At 70.4% G+C, this 18,422-nt stretch carries 13 protein-coding genes; 2 read left to right on the top strand and 11 right to left on the bottom strand.

Annotated features, from left to right (window positions below):
* Positions 1–44 precede the first annotated feature (44 nt).
* From AB4Y83_RS18135 to AB4Y83_RS18110, 6 genes are all read right to left on the bottom strand, one after another.
* On the bottom strand, positions 45–3,389 hold the full coding sequence (locus AB4Y83_RS18135) for a PQQ-dependent sugar dehydrogenase (RefSeq protein WP_442297727.1): 3,345 nt from the start codon (positions 3,387–3,389) through the stop codon (positions 45–47).
* A 123-nt stretch (positions 3,390–3,512) separates the two neighbouring features.
* On the bottom strand, positions 3,513–4,625 hold the full coding sequence (locus AB4Y83_RS18130) for a sugar phosphate isomerase/epimerase family protein (protein ID WP_442297726.1): 1,113 nt from the start codon (positions 4,623–4,625) through the stop codon (positions 3,513–3,515).
* A 95-nt stretch (positions 4,626–4,720) separates the two neighbouring features.
* Positions 4,721–5,953 carry a Gfo/Idh/MocA family protein gene (locus tag AB4Y83_RS18125; RefSeq protein ID WP_442297725.1) on the bottom strand — a complete coding sequence of 411 codons (1,233 nt, stop codon included), beginning with the start codon at positions 5,951–5,953 and terminating at the stop codon, positions 4,721–4,723.
* A gap of 59 nt (positions 5,954–6,012) precedes the next feature.
* Positions 6,013–7,074 (bottom strand): substrate-binding domain-containing protein, encoded by a 1,062-nt coding sequence (locus AB4Y83_RS18120; RefSeq protein ID WP_442297724.1) that lies wholly within the window; start codon positions 7,072–7,074, stop codon positions 6,013–6,015.
* Between the two features lie 79 nt (positions 7,075–7,153).
* Positions 7,154–8,242 carry an ABC transporter permease gene (locus AB4Y83_RS18115; RefSeq protein ID WP_442297723.1) on the bottom strand — a complete coding sequence of 363 codons (1,089 nt, stop codon included), beginning with the start codon at positions 8,240–8,242 and terminating at the stop codon, positions 7,154–7,156.
* On the bottom strand, positions 8,239–9,723 hold the full coding sequence (locus AB4Y83_RS18110) for a sugar ABC transporter ATP-binding protein (protein ID WP_442297722.1): 1,485 nt from the start codon (positions 9,721–9,723) through the stop codon (positions 8,239–8,241). Before AB4Y83_RS18110 ends, AB4Y83_RS18115 begins: the two co-directional genes overlap by 4 nt.
* A 153-nt stretch (positions 9,724–9,876) precedes the next feature.
* Here AB4Y83_RS18110 and AB4Y83_RS18105 point away from each other — a divergent pair, with 153 nt between their 5' ends.
* Positions 9,877–11,082 (top strand): ROK family protein, encoded by a 1,206-nt coding sequence (locus AB4Y83_RS18105; protein WP_442297721.1) that lies wholly within the window; start codon positions 9,877–9,879, stop codon positions 11,080–11,082.
* A gap of 142 nt (positions 11,083–11,224) precedes the next feature.
* Positions 11,225–12,037 (top strand): HAD-IIA family hydrolase, encoded by an 813-nt coding sequence (locus AB4Y83_RS18100; RefSeq protein ID WP_442297720.1) that lies wholly within the window; start codon positions 11,225–11,227, stop codon positions 12,035–12,037.
* Between the two features lie 92 nt (positions 12,038–12,129).
* Here the strand turns inward: AB4Y83_RS18100 and AB4Y83_RS18095 are convergent, their stop codons facing one another.
* The 5 genes from AB4Y83_RS18095 to AB4Y83_RS18075 form a co-directional block, all read right to left on the bottom strand.
* Positions 12,130–13,767, bottom strand: a complete 1,638-nt coding sequence (locus AB4Y83_RS18095) for an HAD family acid phosphatase (RefSeq protein WP_442297719.1) — start codon at positions 13,765–13,767, stop codon at positions 12,130–12,132.
* A gap of 143 nt (positions 13,768–13,910) precedes the next feature.
* On the bottom strand, positions 13,911–15,692 hold the full coding sequence (locus AB4Y83_RS18090; RefSeq protein ID WP_442297718.1) for a flavin-containing monooxygenase: 1,782 nt from the start codon (positions 15,690–15,692) through the stop codon (positions 13,911–13,913).
* Positions 15,693–15,807: 115 nt separating this feature from the next.
* The gene (locus AB4Y83_RS18085) at positions 15,808–16,986 is read right to left on the bottom strand and encodes a helix-turn-helix domain-containing protein (RefSeq protein WP_442297717.1); all 1,179 of its coding nucleotides are present in this window, start codon (positions 16,984–16,986) and stop codon (positions 15,808–15,810) included.
* A gap of 138 nt (positions 16,987–17,124) precedes the next feature.
* Positions 17,125–17,628: a J-domain-containing protein gene (locus AB4Y83_RS18080; protein ID WP_442297716.1), complete on the bottom strand. Its 504-nt coding sequence runs from the start codon at positions 17,626–17,628 to the stop codon at positions 17,125–17,127.
* A gap of 39 nt (positions 17,629–17,667) precedes the next feature.
* The gene (locus AB4Y83_RS18075; protein WP_442297715.1) at positions 17,668–18,015 is read right to left on the bottom strand and encodes an META domain-containing protein; all 348 of its coding nucleotides are present in this window, start codon (positions 18,013–18,015) and stop codon (positions 17,668–17,670) included.
* Between the last annotated feature and the right edge of the window lie 407 nt (positions 18,016–18,422).

Here is an 18,422-nt window from a genome sequence, read left to right as displayed (position 1 = left end):
CCGGCGGCGGGGGCGTGTGCCCGCCGCCGGGCCACCGGGATGGGTCAGCGCAGCGAGGCGATGACCGCGTTGGCGTCGCGCTGCAGGGCGGCCGAGGCCGCCGCGTCGCGGACGTTGGAGCTGGACTTCGCTGCCGCGACGAAGCCCTCGAGCTGCGAGATCGCTGCCGCTGTGCGACCACCGGCGACGTGCTTCTCGGCCTGCTGGAGACGCTTCTCGAGCTCCTTCTCGCCGGACGGGGTGACGAGTCCCTCGCGGGACAGCCGCTCCGTCAGCGCGGTGAGCGTCATCAGCGACGTGCGGGTCGTGAAGGTCACCGTCGTGCTGCGCTCGAGACCGGCCTTGTCCTTCGCCGTGACGACGAGGGTGTGGTTGCCCAGCGAGAGCGTCCACAGGGCGAGCGGCTTGTCGGCCGCGACCGGGGTGCCGTCGACCGTGGCGGTCACGGTGTCGATGCCGCTCGTCGCGTCCGTCGCCGTCCACGTCACGTCACCGGAGTTGCCGACGGTGGCGCCGCCGGTCACCCCGGACACGGCGACCGCCGGCTGGGTCTTGTCGAGCTTGACCGTCACCGACCCGACCTGCGAGACGTTGCCGCCGTTGTCGGTGGCGCGGTAGAGCACCGTCGTCGTGCCCTCGGTCGAGATCGTCAGCGCCGTGTTGGCGTTGACCCACGTGGCCCCACCGTCGGTGGAGCGCTGGCGCGAGGCGACGGTGCCGTTGTCGCTCGCGTTGACCGTCACGGTGACGTTGCTCGTGTACCAGCCGTTCGCACCGTTCGGCGTCGCCGGGCTCAGGGTCACCGAGACGGTGGGAGGCGTGACGTCGGCGACGCCGTCACCGGTGAAGGTGAGGGAGTCGAGCACGACTCCGCCGGTGGAGGTGACGTAGAGACGCCCCGTCCCGCTGGGCTTCGACGACAGCGTCGCTGCCGCGTCGGTCCAGCCGGAGCCGTTCACCGCGATGGTCCCGAAGGGAGCCGCCGTCGGCGAGTCCCACCGGAGCGACAGGGTGCCGGTGCCCGTGGCGCGTGCCTTCACACCGGTGATGCCCACGAGGTTCGCCGGGTCCCAGGCGAGCCAGTCACCGGCGTCGAACGAGGTGACCTTGCGCAGGCCGCTCGCCGTGTCGTCGGCCGTGATCTCCACACCCTGCGAGGCGTCGGCCCACTCGGCCTCCTGCTTCTTCGGGTTGAGGATGAGCTGCTCGGTGGTGGTCGCACCGGGCAGGCCGTTCGCCCCGTTGTCGGTGTAGGTGATGACGACGACGCCGAAGATGTTCTCGGTCTCGCCGTGCTGGGTCGCGTCGGCCGGGGTCGGGATCGCGAACTGGCAGCCCGTGCCCTGGCTCAGCGGGTGGGCGTGCGCGTCATGGCCCAGACCGAAGGTCCACGAGACGCGGGAGCACACGGTCGCGGTGCCGTCCTCGGGGTCGGCGGTCGTGACGTTGAACGGCACCGCCTGGCCCCAGTCGAAGAAGGCGCCGTTGGGCGGGGTGGTGACGTTCACCGTCGGAGCGACGTTGCCGACGCTGATGACGGTGCTCGTGAGACCGTGCTTGCCCTCCGGGTCGGTGACCCGGAGCCGGGCGCTGTAGCGACCGAGGGTGGTGTAGGTGTACTGCGCGGATGCTCCGGTGGCGTCGAAGGTGCCGTCACCGTCGAAGTCCCACTCGTAGGTGAGGGCCCCACCCTCGGGGTCGACCGAAGCCGAGCCGTCGAAGGTGACGGTCAGCGGTGCGCTGCTGCTGCTCACCGGGGTGGCCTTGATGCGGGCCTGCGGCGCCTTGTTGCCCGGCGCGTAGTCGATGCGGTAGAGACCCGCGTCGGGGTTCTGGCGGAAGAAGCCGTCGCCGTAGTCGAGGACGTAGAGCGAGCCGTCCGGGCCGAACTCGATGTCGATCGGGCTGTCGGTGATCGGCTGGCCGTTGGTCTCCAGGTCACGGTTGGGCAGGAAGTGCTGGATGTGGTTGACGGGTCCGTTGGGCCACTTCACGTCGAAGACCGCGAGGTAGTCCTGCGAGAACTCGGCGAAGAAGGCCTTCTTGTCCCAGTACGCAGGGAACTTCGTCGTCGAGGTGTTCGTCGCGTCGAAGTGGTAGACGGGTCCACCCATCGGGCCCTGGCCACCCTGCGGGTCGAAGTCGGTGAGCTCGGGCCACGGCTGGTGGGTGTTGTTGTCGCCGTAGTAGAGCGTCGGCGCCGTGGCCGGCGGCACCTGGGCGAGGCCGGTGTTCCACGTCGAGGTGTTCTTCGCGCCGGCGTCGCAGTCGAACCACGGGCCGGGGGTCGCGGTCGCGAAGTTCCACTCGTTGTAGTTGGCGTTCGGGCCGTGGCAGTAGGGCCAGCCGCCGTTGATCGGTTTGTCGATGGCCGTGGTCTGCCACTCGACGTAACCCATCGGGCCGCGCTGCGGGTCCGGGGCTCCGGCGTCGGGACCGTAGTCACCCCAGGAGACGGAGTTCGTCGCAGAGTCGACGTCGATGCGGAACGGGTTTCGCACGCCCATGACGAAGATCTCCGGGCGCGTCTTGGGCGTGCCCGGTGCGAAGAGGTTGCCCGCCGGGATCGTGTAGGACCCGTCGGCCTCGGGGTGGATGCGCAGGATCTTGCCCCGCAGGTCGTTCGTGTTGCCGGCGCCGCGGCGCGAGTCGAAGCCGGGGTTGAAGCCGGGAGCGTTGTTGTTCGGCGCGAAGCCGTTGGCGCCCGGCGCGCTCGCCGGAGTGTTGTCACCGGTCGAGAGGTAGAGGTTGCCGTCGGCGTCGAAGTCGACGTCACCGGCGACGTGGCAGCACTGACCGCGCTGCGTCTCGACCTTGATGATGGCCTGCTCGCTCGCGAGGTCGAGCTTGTTGTTCGCGTCGTCCCACCTGAAGCGGCTCAGCTGGTTGTAACCCTTCCACTGGTCCCAGTAGGAGGCGTCAGCGCCGGCGGGCAGGCTGTTGGGCGCCGACCCTGTCGGCGTCGTCGTGACGTAGGGCGCCGTCATCGTCTTGGGCGCGTAGTAGAGGTAGACCCACTTGTTCGTCTCGAAGTCCGGGTCGAGGGTGACGGTCTGGAGGCCGTCCTCCGAGTTGTTGTAGACCGGGAGGGTGTTGACGACCTTCGTGACACCGGACACCGGGTCGACGAGTCGAACGTCGCCGTTGCGGGCGGTCGTCAGCACGCGACGGTCGGGCAGCACTGCCATGTCGATCGGCTCACCGGTGTCCTTGGTGAGCGTGATCTTCTCGTAGTTAGACCAGTCGAGCGCCGGCTCGGAGCCGTGGTCGACCCCGTCGTGAGCCTGGGCAGGGAGGGTGGCCACGGCGCCGAGCGCCGTGCAGGCGAGGACGGCTGCCGCAGTTGTGGCAACCAGCCTCCTCGCCGTGGATCGCGAAGTAGCATTCATCGGTACGTCCTTCTTGACAGAGACGGGCGAAGCCGGTCCCCGGGGAGCGCGCCGCTGCAACGGCACTGCACTCCCCGGGGGTCGGCGTTTCGTGCTTCGGGCCCCGTGGGGCACCGGACGACGTCAGCCGCGCAGGGCGGCCATGCCGTCGTAGCTGACCTTCGAGAGCTCCATCGACTGGTTCGGTGCCGTCGTCGCGTTGCCCGGGGCGGTGTCCATCTCCCACATCGGGTTGTGCGAGCCCTTGGCACCGACCCGACGCAGGAACGTCGAGTAGTCGATGTCGCCCTGACCGAACGGGGCCATGACGTAGCCGTTGGCCTGCGTCGTGTCGACCTTGCCGTCCTTGGCGTGGAAGAGCGGGAAGCGCTTGGTCTGGGCGGCGACGACGGCGGCCGGGTCGAAGATCGACGTGACGACGGACCCGTCGGGGGCTGTGTACGTCTTGTGCTTGTACTGCGCGACGTGCGCCCAGTAGATGTCCATCTCGAGGTAGACGTGCTTCGGGTCGGTGTTGGCGAGGAAGTGCTCGAGGCGACGGATGCCGGACGACCGCGTCGGCCGACCAGTCGCGTCGAGCGGCCCGCTGTCGAGCAGGAAGCTGTAGGCGATGTCGTGGTTGTGCGTGTAGAGCTTGAGACCGTGACGGGATGCCCGCTCGCCGTAGAAGTCCCACCGCGCCGCGGCAGCCTCCCAGTCGGCGACGTAGGCGCTGCTCGTCGGGTCGCTGCCCGTGCCGATGTGGCCCATGCCGAGGATGTTGGCGATCTCGCAGGCCGTGTCGAACGCGGCGATGTTGGCGTCCGTGATCGTCGACGGGACGGAGCCGTGGTTGCCCTCCGCCTGCAGGCCGAGGTCGTCCAGCCAGGCGCGCAGCTGGGTGGCACCGGCGACGGTGCCGAGGTCGGCGCCGCCCTCCGCGTTGGCGTGCTGCCGGAGCCCGGCGAACTCGATCTGGCGGTAGCCGATCGAGGAGAGCTCGGTGAGCACCTCCTTGAAGCCGGAGGCGTACGGCGAGGTGAGCGGGTCGCGCCCGACCGCGTCACGCACGGTGTAGAGGATGATGCCGCGGCGAGGGGCGGGGATGAGGACGCCGTTCGCGCCGGTAGCGGCCTTGGCCGCCGTCCCGGTCAGGGTCACGGCGGCGGCGACGCCCGTCGTGGCCGCGAAGAACTGGCGACGGTTGAGGCCGAGCTTGCTGACGAGCTTGAGCGGGTTGACGTCATTGTCGTGCATGTGAGCGTGCTCCTTCAGGGGGTGACAGAGACGAGACGTGCGGTTGGGCTGAATCTCCTTGTCTTTGGGGCGAGGTCGGGTGCCTTCCGCAACGTTCAGGACATGGCCGGCGACGTCGCGTGGGCCCCGTCGATCGGGGTCCAGGACCCCTCCCGCTCCACGCTGGTCTCGACCGCCGACAGGATCCGCTGCACCTGGAGCCCGTCGGAGAAGGAAGGCCGGGGGTCGGTGCCCTCGGCGATGGCGGTCAGCAGGTCGACCGCCTGGTGGGTGAAGCCGTGCTCGTAGCCGAGCACGTGACCGGGCGGCCACCAGGACGCCACGTAGGGGTGGCTGGACTCGGTGACGAGCACCCGGGTGAAGCCGGCGTCCCGGCTCGGGACGCGACCGTCGAAGACGTGCAGGACGTTCATGTCCTCGAAGTCGAAGGCGATGGAGCCCTCGGTCCCGTTGATCTCCAGGCGGATCGCGTTCTTGCGGCCGTTCGCGAAGCGGGTCGCCTCGAAGGTCGCGAGGGCCCCTCCGCTCATCCTCGACACGAGGACCGCGGCGTCGTCGACGGTCACCGGTCCCGTGGTGGCTGAGCCGTTCTGGGCGGCCGAGGCGCTGATCCCGCCGGTGCCGACGGTCGTCGGGTCGGCGATCGGACGCTCGCGGACGAAGGTCTCGGTGAGCGCGCTGACACCCGTGAGGTGCTCGCCCGTCACGAACTGGGCGAGGTCGACGATGTGCGCTCCGATGTCGCCGAGCGCCCCGGAGCCGGCGCGCTCCTTCTGGAGCCGCCAGGTGAGCGGTGACTGCGCGTCGACGAGCCAGTCCTGCAGGTAGGCGCCCCGGACGTGGAGGATGCGGCCGAGCCGTCCCTCCTCGACGAGGCGACGCGCATACGCGATGGCCGGGACCCGGCGATAGGTGAAGCCCACCATCGAGCGGACCCCCCGCGACCGGGCCGCCTCGGCGGCCAGGACCATCGCCTCGGCCTCCCCGACCGAGTTGGCGAGGGGCTTCTCGCAGAGCACGTGCTTGCCTGCCTCGAGGGCGGCGACCGCGATCTCGGCGTGGGTGTCGCCCGGCGTGCAGATGTCGATGATGTCGATGTCGTCACGCTCGAGCAGGCGCCGCCAGTCGGTCTCGACCGACGCCCAGCCGAAGCGGTCGGCCGTGTCCCGGGCGGCCGCCTCGTTGCGCCCGGCCACGGCGACGAGACCCGGCGCGGCCGGCACGTCGAAGTAGCTGCGCACGTTGCGCCAGGCCTGGGAGTGGGCCCGCCCCATGAAGGCGTAGCCGATCATCCCGACCCCGAGGGTGGGCTTGCTGGGTGTGCTCATGACGTCCTCACATCCGACGTGGGGTGGTACCGCTGACGGTGGCGCGAGCACCGACCCGATCAGGACTCGAAGCCGAGGGGCAGGTACTGCTCGACGTTCTCCTTGGTCACGACGGGCGCGTTGAGGACGATGCGGTTGGGCACCTCGACCTGGACGAGGTCGCTCAGGCCCTTGCCCTGGGCGATGAGGCGCGCGAGCTTGATGCCGTCGGCGGCCTGGGTCGGCGGGTAGATAACCGTGGCCTCCATCTTGCCCTCCTGGATCCAGCGCATCGCGTTGGCCGAACCGGCCCCGCCGATGAAGGCCATCTCGTGCCGGTTGGCCTGGTCGAGCGCGGCCATGACGCCGACACCCTGGTCGTCGTCGTGGTTCCACAGGACGTCGATCTTCGGAGCGGCCTGGAGCAGGTTGGACGCCTGCTTCTCGCCGGACTCGACCGTGAACTCGGCCGCGACGCGGTTGTCGACGGTCTGGTTGCAGGCCTTGAGCGCGTCGGCGAAACCCTTCGACCGGTCCTGCGTCAGGGGCAGGGCGTCGATGCCGGCGATCTCCGCGATGACGGGGTTGGTGAGGTTCTTGTCCTTGACGATCTTGCAGGCGTAGGTGCCGGCGGAGACACCCATCCCGTAGTTGTCCCCGAGGACCGTCGCGCGGGCGGCGAACGGGCTCGAGAACTCGCGGTCGACGTTGATGACCGGGATGCCGGCCTGCATCGCCTTAGTGGCGACCTCGGTGAGCGCGGCGCCGTCGGTCGGCAGCAGCACGATCGCGTCGACCTTGTCGTTGATGAAGGTCTCGATCTGGCTGATCTGGAGGCTGGCGTCGTTGGTGCCCTCGGCCGACTTGAGCTCGATGTCGCTGTACTTCTTGGCCTCGGCCTGGGCCGAGTTGTTGACGGCGGCGAGCCAGCCGTGGTCGGCCGCGGGCCCGGAGAAGCCGATGACGACCTTCTTGCCGGGGGCGTCGTTGTCGCTCGAGGCGTTGCTGCCGGTCTGCTGCGTGGAGGCCGCGGGAGTCGTGGCCGGGTCGTTGCTCGTGCACCCGGCGGCGACGAGCGCGGAGCTCATGGCGATCGCCAGGACGGCGAGGCGCTTGGTCGGACGGGAGAGTGATGCGGACACGCTGACTCCTATGTGAGCGAAGATGGGTGGTGCGGTGTGTGGTGCTCTGCCGTGCTGGTGGTGCTGTCGACCGGGCTGGCTAGCCCGACCTGGTGCGGGAGACCCGCTGCTGGAGCAGGACGGCGGCGACGATGATCGCCCCCTTGGCCACCGCCTGCGTCGACGTGTCGAGGTTGTTGAGCGTGAAGACGTTGGTGAGCGTCGTGAAGATGAGGACGCCGAGGACGGTGCCGACGATGGTGCCGCGACCGCCGCTGAGGAGCGTGCCGCCGATGACGACGGCCGCGATGGCGTCGAGCTCGTAGAGCGTGCCGTGCGTCGAGGTGCCGGTCGTCGTGCGAGCCATGATCATCACGGCCGCGATGCCGCAGGCCACACCGAGCAGGATGTAGAGGTACATCGTCTGCCGCTGCACCCGGATGCCCGCGAGTCGGGCCGCCTCGGGGTTGCCGCCGATGGCCAGGGTGCGTCGGCCGAAGGTCGTGCGGTTGAGCAGGACCCAGCCGACGACGGCGACGATCGCGAACATGATGACGAGGACGGGGATGCCGAGGACGCTGCCGCCGAAGAACTCGATGAAGCCACGGTCGCGGATGATCTGGGTGCGGCGCTTGGCGATGATCTCCGCGAGACCACGGGCGGCGGCGAGCATCGCGAGGGTCGCGATGAACGGGGCCATCCGGCCGTACGCGATGAGCACCCCGTTGACGAGTCCGCAGACGGCGCCCACGACGAGCGCCGCGATGACCATGACGATCCAGTGGATGTTCGCCGCCATCGTCTGCGTGGCCACCGTCGTGGCCCAGACCGACGAGAGGGCGACGATGGCGCCGACCGACAGGTCGATGCCGCCCCCGGAGATGACGAACGTCATCCCGACGCTGACGACACCGATGACCGAGCCGAGGCGCAGGATCGTCAGGGCGTTCTCGGGGCTGGCGAAGCGGTCGCCCGCCGTGATGATGCCGACCACCACGAGGAGCACGAGGGCGAGCACGAGGCCCGCGTTGCGGCCGGCCGGCCCGCTGAGGAAGCCGGCGAGGCCGCCGTCCCGTCGTGGTGCGGCACCACCGACCGCTGGTCCGCTCGGGGTGGACGTGGTGTCCCCCTCGGCGCGGCCGGCGGCGGACTCCCCTGCCTGGTCGGCCTTCGTGACGTCGGCGCTCATGCCGCGTCTCCCTTCAGGATGATGTCGAGGACGGCGTGCTCATCGAGCTCGTCGGCCGGTCCCTCGTGACGGACGGTGCGGTCGGCGAGGACCAGCACCCGGTTGGACAGCCCCAGGACCTCGGGGATCTCGCTGGAGACGACGACGACGGCCACGCCCTCGTCGGTGAGGCGGCGGATCAGGGCGTAGATCTCGGACCGGGCGCCGACGTCGACGCCACGGGTGGGCTCGTCGAGGAGCAGCACCTTGCAGCCGCGGAGCAGCCAGCGGGCCAGGACGACCTTCTGCTGGTTGCCGCCGGAGAGGGTGCGCGACTCGCGATGCACGCCGCGCGGGCGAACGTCGAGCGACTCGAGCAGCTCCTCGGCGGCTTCGACCTCGGCCGAGCCGTCGAGCAGGCCGCCCCGCGAGAAGCGCGGGAGCGTCGCGAGCGTGATGTTCGAGGCGAGCGAGGCGCCCAGGACGAGCGCCTGGCTCTTGCGCTCCTCGGGGCACAGGCCGATCCCGGCGGCGACCGCAGCCGCGACGGACCCGCCGCGCACCACCGTGCCGTCGACGGTGACCGTGCCGCTCGTGGCCTTGCGGGCTCCGAAGATCGTCTCGACGACCTCGCTGCGTCCCGAACCGACGAGACCTGCGAGCCCGACGACCTCACCGGGTCGCACGTCGAAGCTGACCGAGCCGAACTCGCCGGCCCGGCTGAGGCCCTCGACACGGAGGACGGGCTCGGCGTCGACGACGACCTCGGGCTTGGGCGGGAAGACGTACTCGATGGAGCGACCCGTCATGAGTCGGATGAGCTCCTGCGTCGGGGTGGACTTGGCGTCGAGCCCGGTCGCGACCGTCTTGCCGTCCTTGAGCACCGTGACGCGGTCGCCGATCTCGCGGATCTCCTCGAGACGGTGGGAGATGTAGACGACGGCGACGCCCTGGTCGGTGACCTCGCGGATGACGCGGAAGAGCTGCGCGACCTCGCCCGCGTCGAGCACCGCGGACGGTTCGTCCATGACGATGAGCTGCGCGTCGCGGGAGAGGGCGCGGGCCATGCTGACGATCTGGCACGAGGCTGCCGAGAGGGTGCCGACCTCGGCGGCGGGCGAGATCTCGGGGTGGCCGAGACGGGCGAGCAGCCGGGCTGCCTCGCGGCGGGCGGCGGTGCGCTGGGAGAACCCGAAGCGCGTGGGCTCGTGCCCGAGGAAGATGTTCTCGGCGACGGTGAGTCCCTCGACGAGGTCGAGCTCCTGGTACATCGTCGCGACGCCGAGGTCCATCGCCGCCTGCGGGTGGTGCAGGGTGACCGCCTCGCCGGCCCATTCGATGGTGCCCTCGTTGGGCTCGTGGACGCCGGCGAGCACCTTGATGAGGGTGCTCTTGCCGGCGCCGTTCTGGCCGAGCAGGCAGTGCACCTCACCGGGCCGCACGTCGAGGTCGACGCCACCCAGGGCCACGACCCCGGGAAAACGCTTGACCACGTTCGTCATTCGCAGGAGAGGGGCGCCTGCTACATCTCGCCGTCGAGATTCCATGCGTCACACCGTGACCCACTTTTGTCGGCACGTCAAGCAAAAGTTTTGACGGTGAGACACGAAAGCCGTCGCATGACATACCGAAGCCGTGTGTGCTTGACTTGAAACGTGCGTCCAGAGCCATCGTCGTCCGCGTATGCCGCCACCGCCGTGAGCGGAGCCGGCGAGCTGCTGCAGCTGCTGCGCGACGAGACGCCACGCACCCGGGCCGAGCTCGCCAAGCTCACGGGACTCGCCCGTTCGACGGTCGGCGCCCGCGTCGACGCGCTGCTCGCCACCGGTCTGCTCGCGCCCAGCGGCGAGGCGGTGAGCACCGGCGGCCGACCTCCCGTCCGCTTCGCCTTCAACCCCGAGGCCCGCGTCGTCGTCGGCGCGGACATCGGCGCGACGCACGGACGGGTCGCCCTGACCGACCTCAGCGGCCGTCCGATCTGCGAGATCGGCGAGAACCTCGACATCACCGACGGCCCCGAGGTCGTCCTCGACTGGCTCGTCGCGACGACCCGCCGGCTTCTCGAGCAGGCGGGCCGCGAGCCCCGAGACCTCATCGGCATCGGCATCGGCGTGCCGGGGCCGGTCGAGCACTCGAGCGGCCGCCCGATGCGACCGCCGATCATGCCCGGCTGGGACGGCTACGACGTGCCGGCCCACCTGCGCCGCGACTTCGACGTGCCGGTCCTCGTCGACAACGACGTCAACATCATGGCGCTCGGCGAGCACGCGATGGCCCACCCCGACGTCGAGCACCTCCTCTTCGTCAAGGTCGCCACGGGTATCGGCGCCGGCATCATCAGCGGCGGGCGCCTGCACCGCGGGGCGGTGGGCGCGGCCGGCGACCTCGGCCACGTCGCGGCGCCGCACGCCCCCGAGGTGCTGTGCTCGTGCGGCAACGTCGGCTGCCTCGAGGCGGTCGCCAGCGGGCCGGCGATCTCCAAGGCGCTCAAGGAGATCGACATCGTCGCCGAGTCCAACAAGGACATCGTCGACCTCGTCCGGGGCGGCAACATCCCCGCCGCCCTCGCGGTGCGTCAGGCCGGGCGCACCATCGGCGAGGTGCTCGCCACGTGCGTCAGCCTGCTCAACCCCTCGGTCATCGTCATCGGCGGTTCGCTCGTCCAGGCGGGCGAGAGCCTCATCGCCGGCGTGCGCGAGGTCGTCTACGGCCGCTCGCTCCCCCTCGCCACCGGCGTGCTCCAGATCGTGCCGGCCACCACCGGCGTGCAGGCCGGCGTCATCGGCGCGGCCACGATGGTCATCCAGCACGCCCTGACGGCCGACCGCGTCGATCTCGCCATCGCCCAGTCGGCGTCCTGAGCTGTCGGCTCGCTTCGCTCGCGCGTCCGGCGCTCGATGACGTCCCGCCTTCCCTCCTCGACTGGCTCGCTGCGCTCGCTTCGCTCGTCAGTCCAGGCGTGACGCACGCCGGACCTGCGGCACGGCGGCCCGACCCGCCACAATGGGGTCCATGAGCGATCACCGGCCCGTCGAGACGTGGCTCACCGACATGGACGGCGTCCTCGTGCACGAGGAGGACGCGATCGCCGGAGCCGCCGAGTTCGTCACGGCGCTCAAGGAGTCCGGCCGAAGCTTCCTCGTCCTGACGAACAACTCGATCTTCACGCCGCGCGACCTGCGCGCCCGGCTGCTCCGCAGCGGCATCGACGTGCCGGAGGAGGCGATCTGGACCTCCGCCCTGGCCACGGCCCAGTTCCTCGCCGAGCAGCGCCCCGGCGGCTCGGCCTACGTCGTCGGCGAGGCGGGCCTGACGACGGCGATGCACGACGTCGGCTACGTCATGACCGACCGCGACCCCGACTACGTCGTGCTCGGCGAGACGCGCACCTACTCGTTCGAGGCCATCACCCGCGCGATCCGCTTGATCGAGAAGGGCGCCCGCTTCATCGCGACGAACCCCGACCCGAGCGGCCCGAGCCCGGCCGGCACCCTCCCCGCCACCGGCTCGGTCGCCGCCCTCATCTCGACGGCCACCGGTCGCCAGCCCTACTACATCGGCAAGCCGAACCCGCTCATGATGCGCAGCGCCCTCAACCGCCTCGACGCGCACTCCGAGACGACGATCATGGTCGGCGACCGGATGGACACCGACATCATCAGCGGGCTCGAGGCGGGCCTGCGTACCGTCCTCGTCCTCACCGGCTCGACGAGCCGCGAGCAGGTCGAGCACTTCCCTTACCGCCCGAGCCGGATCGTCGACTCCGTCGCCGACCTGGTGCGCTTCGTCGCGCACGAGGACTCCCAGCGGCACTGAGCCGCAACGGCGCCCACGACGACGTATGCCGTCACGCCCGTCGGTGACGGCCGTGACGGCATACGTGGTGCTGGCCCGTCGGGGCCGGCTGCTCAGGGCAGGTAGTACGTCGGGTTGGGCAGCTGGACCGCACGGTCGGCGTGGCCGCCGATGAGGTCGCTGTACTGGTCGCCGAGGTTGGCGACGACGTCGTAGCCGAGGTCCTGCTCGATGTGGGCGCGGGTCGTCGACTTGTACTCGATGGTCGTGCACGTCGGATAGGCCTTGCAGTGGCCCTGCATGTAGGCCGGCGGCGTCTCGCTCGAGCGCCACTTCGTGAAGTAGAGGTCGTCGCTGAACTGCGGGTAGCCCTGCTCGTGGAGGTTGGCGAGCGTCGCGGCCTTCTGGCCGGTGTTGCGACCCGTGAGACCGATGACCGTGCACCCGGAGTCGGCGACGGCCTTGACGACAGCGGGCATCCCGGGCGTGGCCGGGAAGAGCTTGTTCTGGACCCAGTAGTCCTGGCGCACGGGGTTGAAGACGAACTTCATGTCCGCCACCTCCATGTCGTAGGTCCACAGGGTCGTGTCGTCGGCGTCGAAGACGACGGCCGGCTTCGAGCCGGAGCGGGCGCCCTGCCGGCACTCGTTGACGAGCCGCTGGGTCGTGCGACGCTCGAGGGCGGCGAGCTCGGTGATGTACGGCGAGCTCGTCTTGCCAGCGATGCCGGTGCCGGGGTCGCCGTAGTAGGTGGCGATCGTCTTCTTGACCGAGTCGATGTTGGGGATGCCCTCACCGCTCTCGGTGAGGCCGCTCGAGCCGTCCGGCTTCATCGTGAAGTGGGTGCGCGGCGCGAGGCGGGGCTCGCTGACCCCGGGCAGGTCGGGCGACGGGAGGTAGTACGTCGGGTTGGGCAGCTTGACGTTGCGGTCGGCGTGTCCGCCCTGCAGGTCGGACCACTGGTCGCCGATGTTGAGGACGATGTCGTAGCCGAGGTCCTGCTCGATGTGCTTGCGCGTGCCGGCCTTGTACTCGACGGTCGTGCACTTGGCCGTGGCGCACGTGATGTACGCCGGCGGCGTCGACCCGGCCCACTTCGTGAAGTAGTGGTCGGGGGTGAAGGCGTTGTAGCCGACGTCCTTGAGGTTGCCGATCGTCGCGTCCTTCTGGGCCGCGCCCCGGCCGGTCAGGCCGAAGATCGTGAAACCCATGGCGTCGGCCTCGTTGACGAGGTCGACCATGGTCGGCGTCGCCGGGAAGAGCTGGTGCTGGACCCAGTAGTCCTGGCGCACGGGGTCGAAGACGAACTTCATGTCCGCGACCTCCATGTCGTAGGTCCAGAGCGTCGTGTCGTCGGCGTCGAGCACGATGGCCGGCTTCGTGCCCGCTCGCTCCGCGGCGGCATACGTCCGCTTGAGCTGGGCCCGGAGACCGCCCGTGATCCGGCCCATCTCGGAGATGTAGGGCGAGCTCGTCCGGTTGGCCAGGCCCGTGCCGGGGTCTCCGTAGTAGCTGTAGATCGTCTTCTTGACCGAGTCGATGTTGGGGATGCCGGCGCCGTCGGCGCGGGCGCCGCTCGAGCCGTCGGCGGCCATGACGAAGTGGGTGCGCGGGGTCAGGGTCTGGTCGTGGCGGCCGCCGGCGTCGCCGTGGGCGAGGGCCGGGGACGCGCTGGCGACGACCAGGGAGCCGATGATCGAGCCGACGGCTGCGACGGCGAGGCCGGTGGATCTGGGGGTGGGACGCCTCATGGGTTCACCTCTGGGGCTGCTGGGTGTGCGGTGCGGGTGGGCCGCTCGACCGTAGTCCCGGGCGTGCCCCCGCGGGGGTCTGGCGACCCGCCGCGAGGGCATTTCCATCGAAATGGCATGGAACTCCCAGACTTCACCCAGACTCACGCCAGGTGGTGGGTCTCCGCGAGGGCGTAGACGGGCGTGTCGATGCCCTCCATCCGGGCCTTGAGCTGCATCGCGAGGTAGCGGGAGTAGTGCCGCGACTGGTGCAGGTTGCCCCCGTGGAACCACAGGTTGTCCTGTCGCGTGGGCTTCCACATGTTGCGCAGCTCGCCCTGCCAGGGGCCCGGGTCCTTCGTCGTGTCGGAGCCGAGCCCCCAGCACTTGCCGACCGCGTCGGCGACGTCCTGGCTGATGAGCCGGGCGGCCCAGCCGTTCATCGAGCCGTAGCCCGTCGCGTAGACGACGGCGTCGGCCTCGAGCTCCGTGCCGTCGGTGAGGACGACAGCGTGCTCGGCCAGGTGGTCGACCTGCCCGCGGACGAGCCGGATCGCGCCCTTCGCGACGAGCTCTGAGGCACCGATGTCGATGTAGTAGCCCGAGCCGCGCCGAAGGTACTTGAGGAAGAGCCCCGAGTCGTCGTCACCGAAGTCGAGGTCGAAGCCGGCCGCCTCGAGCGCGGCGTAGAAGTCCTTGTCCTGCTCACGGATCGCGTCGAAGGCCGGCCGCTGGAAGTCGGCGAGGATCTTGTAGGGGATCGAGGCGAAGACGAGGTCGGCGGTGTCGTGGTCGATCCCGCTCGCGACGGCCTCCTCGGAGTAGAGCGGGCCGAGGACCTGGTCCATGAGCGAGTCGGACCGCACGATGTGCGTGCTCGACCGTTGGAGCATGGTCGGCTCGGCGCCGTTCTGCCACAGGTCGGCACAGATGTCGTGGGCCGAGTTGTTCGAGCCGATGACGACGACCTTCTTGCCGGCGTAACGCGCGCCGCCCGGGTGCTTGCTGCTGTGGTGCTGGTCGCCCTGGAAGACGTCCTGCCCGGGCAGCGTCGGCACGTTGGCGATGCCGCTCATGCCGGTGGCGAGGACGAGCTGCGCCGGGTGGAGCACGACCTCGCGCCCCTCGCGGGTCACGTGCACGGTCCATGCCCCGGTCTCGGGGTCGAAGGTCGCCGACGTCGCCTCGCTGTTGCTCCAGTAGTCGAGCTCCATGACTTTCGTGTAGCTCTCGAGCCAGTCGCCCATCTTGTCCTTGGGCGTGAAGACGGGCCAGTGGTCGGGGAAGGGCAGGTAGGGCATGTGGTCGTACCAGACCGGGTCGTGCAGGCACAGCGAGTGGTAGCGGCTGCGCCACTGGTCGCCGGGCCGTGGGTACTTGTCGACGACGAGCGTCGGCACGCCGAGACGCTTGAGCCGCGCGGCGAGGCCGATGCCGCCCTGGCCGCCGCCGACGACGAGGACGTAGGGCTCGGCGTCGACGCCGAAGGACTCGACCTCCTGCTGCCGCTTGTCGAGCCAGTTCTCGGTCGAGACGTTGACGCCGTGCTCGGCGCCACGGGGACGGCGCGTACCGGACGGCTCGGGGTGGTCCTTGAGCGACTGTGCGCTCGTCAGCAGGGTCCAGGCCAGGCCGTCGCGGACGCGGACCAGGCCCTTGCCCGTGAAGGTGGCGTTGCCGAAGGTGAACCACGCCTCGTGGACGCCGTCGGCCTCGGACTCGCTCGTCGCCACGATGTCGGTGGGCCACGCGCCGGGCTCGATGCCGGCCAGCATGTCGGCGACCTGCTCGCGCCCCTCGGACGTGTGGATGTTCCACGTCATGCTGATGAGGTCGCGCCAGTAGCACTCGTCGCCGAAGAGACCGGTCACCCGGTCGACCTCGCCGGAGGCCAGCGCGTCCCCGAAACTCCCGAGCCACTGGCTCGCCGTCAACTGCTCACCCATCGCCAACTCCTTTGTCCACGTGGTGGGGTCGTGGTGCTGACGCTAGGAGCGGATGAGGTCGCCGGACAGGGTTGCAGAACGTTGCAGGTCGCCCCCGATGGCGTATGCCGGGTGCTCAGGTCGCGTCGGTCCGCACCGTCGCGGGCGTGGTGAGGCGGTAGGGCCGGCTCTCGACGAGGCCGCCGAGGCGCTTGCGCAGGCGCGACATCTCGGCCCGGATCGTCACGGGCGTCGTCGCGCCGTCGAGCAGGGCCATGAGGGCGGCGGTGTCGAGCCCGGCGGGATGGTGCGCGAGGAGGGCGACGATCTCGGCATGCCGCTCGGACAGGGCGATCTCGACGGTCGACCCCGCGGTCGTGACGAGGAGGCGCGGGCTCGGGTGGCGCACGACCTCGACGGACGCCGGGGCACTGACCGCCTCGTGGAGCACCCAGCCGCCGGTGATGGCCTCGGCCCGGACCTGCCCGATCTCGGGGACCCACACCGTGCCCTCGCGCAGGCTGCCCGGCACCCAGACACGCTCGCCGACGCCGTAGCCCTCCGCCCGCGCCACCCACCCGTGACGGTCGACGACGACGAAACGGCCAGACCCGGCATACGGCTCGCTGGCGCGGGCGACCCGGCGCAGGTCGCGCTCGTGCTGGCCGGCGAGCGTGTCGACGGCCTCACGGACGGCCATGGTCACGAGCATGAGCGTGTGCGGGTGGGCGGTGCGGAAGGCCCCGCTCAGCGTGACGACGCCGAGCGGCGTCCGCGCCCGACGGTCGAGGATCGGGGCGCTCGTGCACACCCACGCGTGCTGGTCCTCTCGCGCGTGCTCGGGGCCGAAGATCTGGACGGGTCGGCGCTCCTCCATCGCGGTGCCGAGCGAGTTGGTGCCGACGTCACCCTCGCGCCAGCGGGCGCCCTCGACGAAGCCGAGGCCGTCGCTGCGCCGGCGGATCGGCGACGGGCCGAACATCCACAGCGGGTAGCCCTCGTCGTCGCTGATGACGAGCTCGTTGCCGGCCTCGTGCGCGAGCGGGAGGAGGCGGTCCTTGAGGACGGGAACGACGGAGGCGAGCAGGCGCGAGCGCTCGCGCCGGGCGAGCAGCGCATGGTCGGAGATCGGCGTCGAGATCTTGTCGCCCTCGGGAGTCTGCCGCAGCCACGAGCGGGCGACGACGCCCCGGGCGCCGGCGGGCACCTCGTGGGTGTGCGCCCACGCTCGGTGCAGGCGCAGCAGGTCCCGGGCCTTGGCTGCGGGGTCCTCGAACGCAGTCAGGGCCRCTTCGAGTCCGGAGGCAGTGGACATGCGCACCTTTGCGACGGGTGGCCCCGCGCGAGGTCGTACGCGTGGGGTCACGGCTCCCCGTGATCGTGACACGCGGGCGGCCGGTTGGGTAGGGCGCGTTCAGCCTGGGTGAGCCTTGGTCAGCGTCGGCCGGTTTGGTCAGCCTCCGAAGAGGCGGCGCCACCAGGACGGTCGGGTCTCGAGCGCAGCGGTGCGAGCCGCGGCGGCCTTCTCCTCACGCGCGGCCCGCTGCTGCTCCTCGAACGCGGCGCGCAGCGGCCGCCAGCGCCCGACCATCTCGTCGACGTCGAGGGTCTTGGCGATGAGCGGCGGCAGGTTGCCGACCGCGGGCCGCAGCCGGTCGGCGAGGACGCGCTTGTTGTAGTCCTCGATGACCTCGCGGACCTGCGCCTCGGTGCGGACGTCGACGAGCGACTCCGGATAGCCCGCGGCCTCCTTGCGCAGCCCCAGCGCCCCCGGCAGGGCACCCCCGAGGTCGAGGTTCTCGCGGGCCGCGAAGCGCTTGACCCACCAGTCGGGATCGCCCGAGTCGCTGAGGTCGAGGGGTTTGCCGGCACCCGGCAGGTTGTCGAACTCCCCACGCTCCTGCGCCTCGCGGATCTGCTTGTCCACGGGGCTCTCCCAGTACGGCTGGCCCGTCATGCGATCCACGCTAACCGACGCCGGACGGCTCTCGTGGCCTCAGCCGGGCTGGACCCTCGGGCGCACGAGCACAGCGAGGGTCTCGCCGTCGCCGACCTCGAGCCGGTCACCCGTGACGACGAAGGCCTGGGGTGCGTCGAGGAGGGCGAGCAGCCGCTCCTCCTGCCCCATCGCCTCGGGTGGGCCGGCCATGCGGGTCGTCGCGGCATCGGCCACGGTGAGCAGTCCCTCGGCGACCTCATAGCGCCCCATGACCCGGTTGACGCCGGTGGTGCCGGTGAGCCGGCCGTCGTCGCCGAACGCCAGCTCAGGCTTCGGGTCGGACGTGACGGCGCCGCCGAGCTCCTGGACCACCCACGACGTGCCGACGATCGCGTTGTCTGGCATGCGCCCCACGTTAACGGGGGGCGCCCTGGGGGTGGGTCGGGTCGATCGGAGACGAGTCAGCGTGCACGACGACAGGGGGACCGTGCTCGGACTCGTGGCATGCCGCTCGACGAGTCGGAGGACGGCACGCACGAGGAGCTGATGGCCGCCGGGGCGCCTCTGCCGAGCTCTTCGAACCGCCGGCGCGGTCATGTCGCTGAGGCGCGTACTTTGGTGAAAACGTCTGCGCTGCAATGGATTTGGTGTGGACAAGGCTTTTCCGGGCGTTCGAACACCTGTACGATCAAGGGTATGGAGCAGAGCCGGAGCACGCAGCAGATCGAGCAGGACTGGGACCACGTCGCGTCCCTGGCCGCCGACCTGCACGACGCGCACGCCCGGCTCGTCGACTTCGTCGTCGCGGTCCT

Origin of the sequence: Terrabacter sp. RAF57, from assembly GCF_052113925.1 — a bacterium.
Classification (GTDB): domain Bacteria; phylum Actinomycetota; class Actinomycetes; order Actinomycetales; family Dermatophilaceae; genus Terrabacter.
This window is presented reverse-complemented; position numbering and strand designations above follow the sequence as displayed.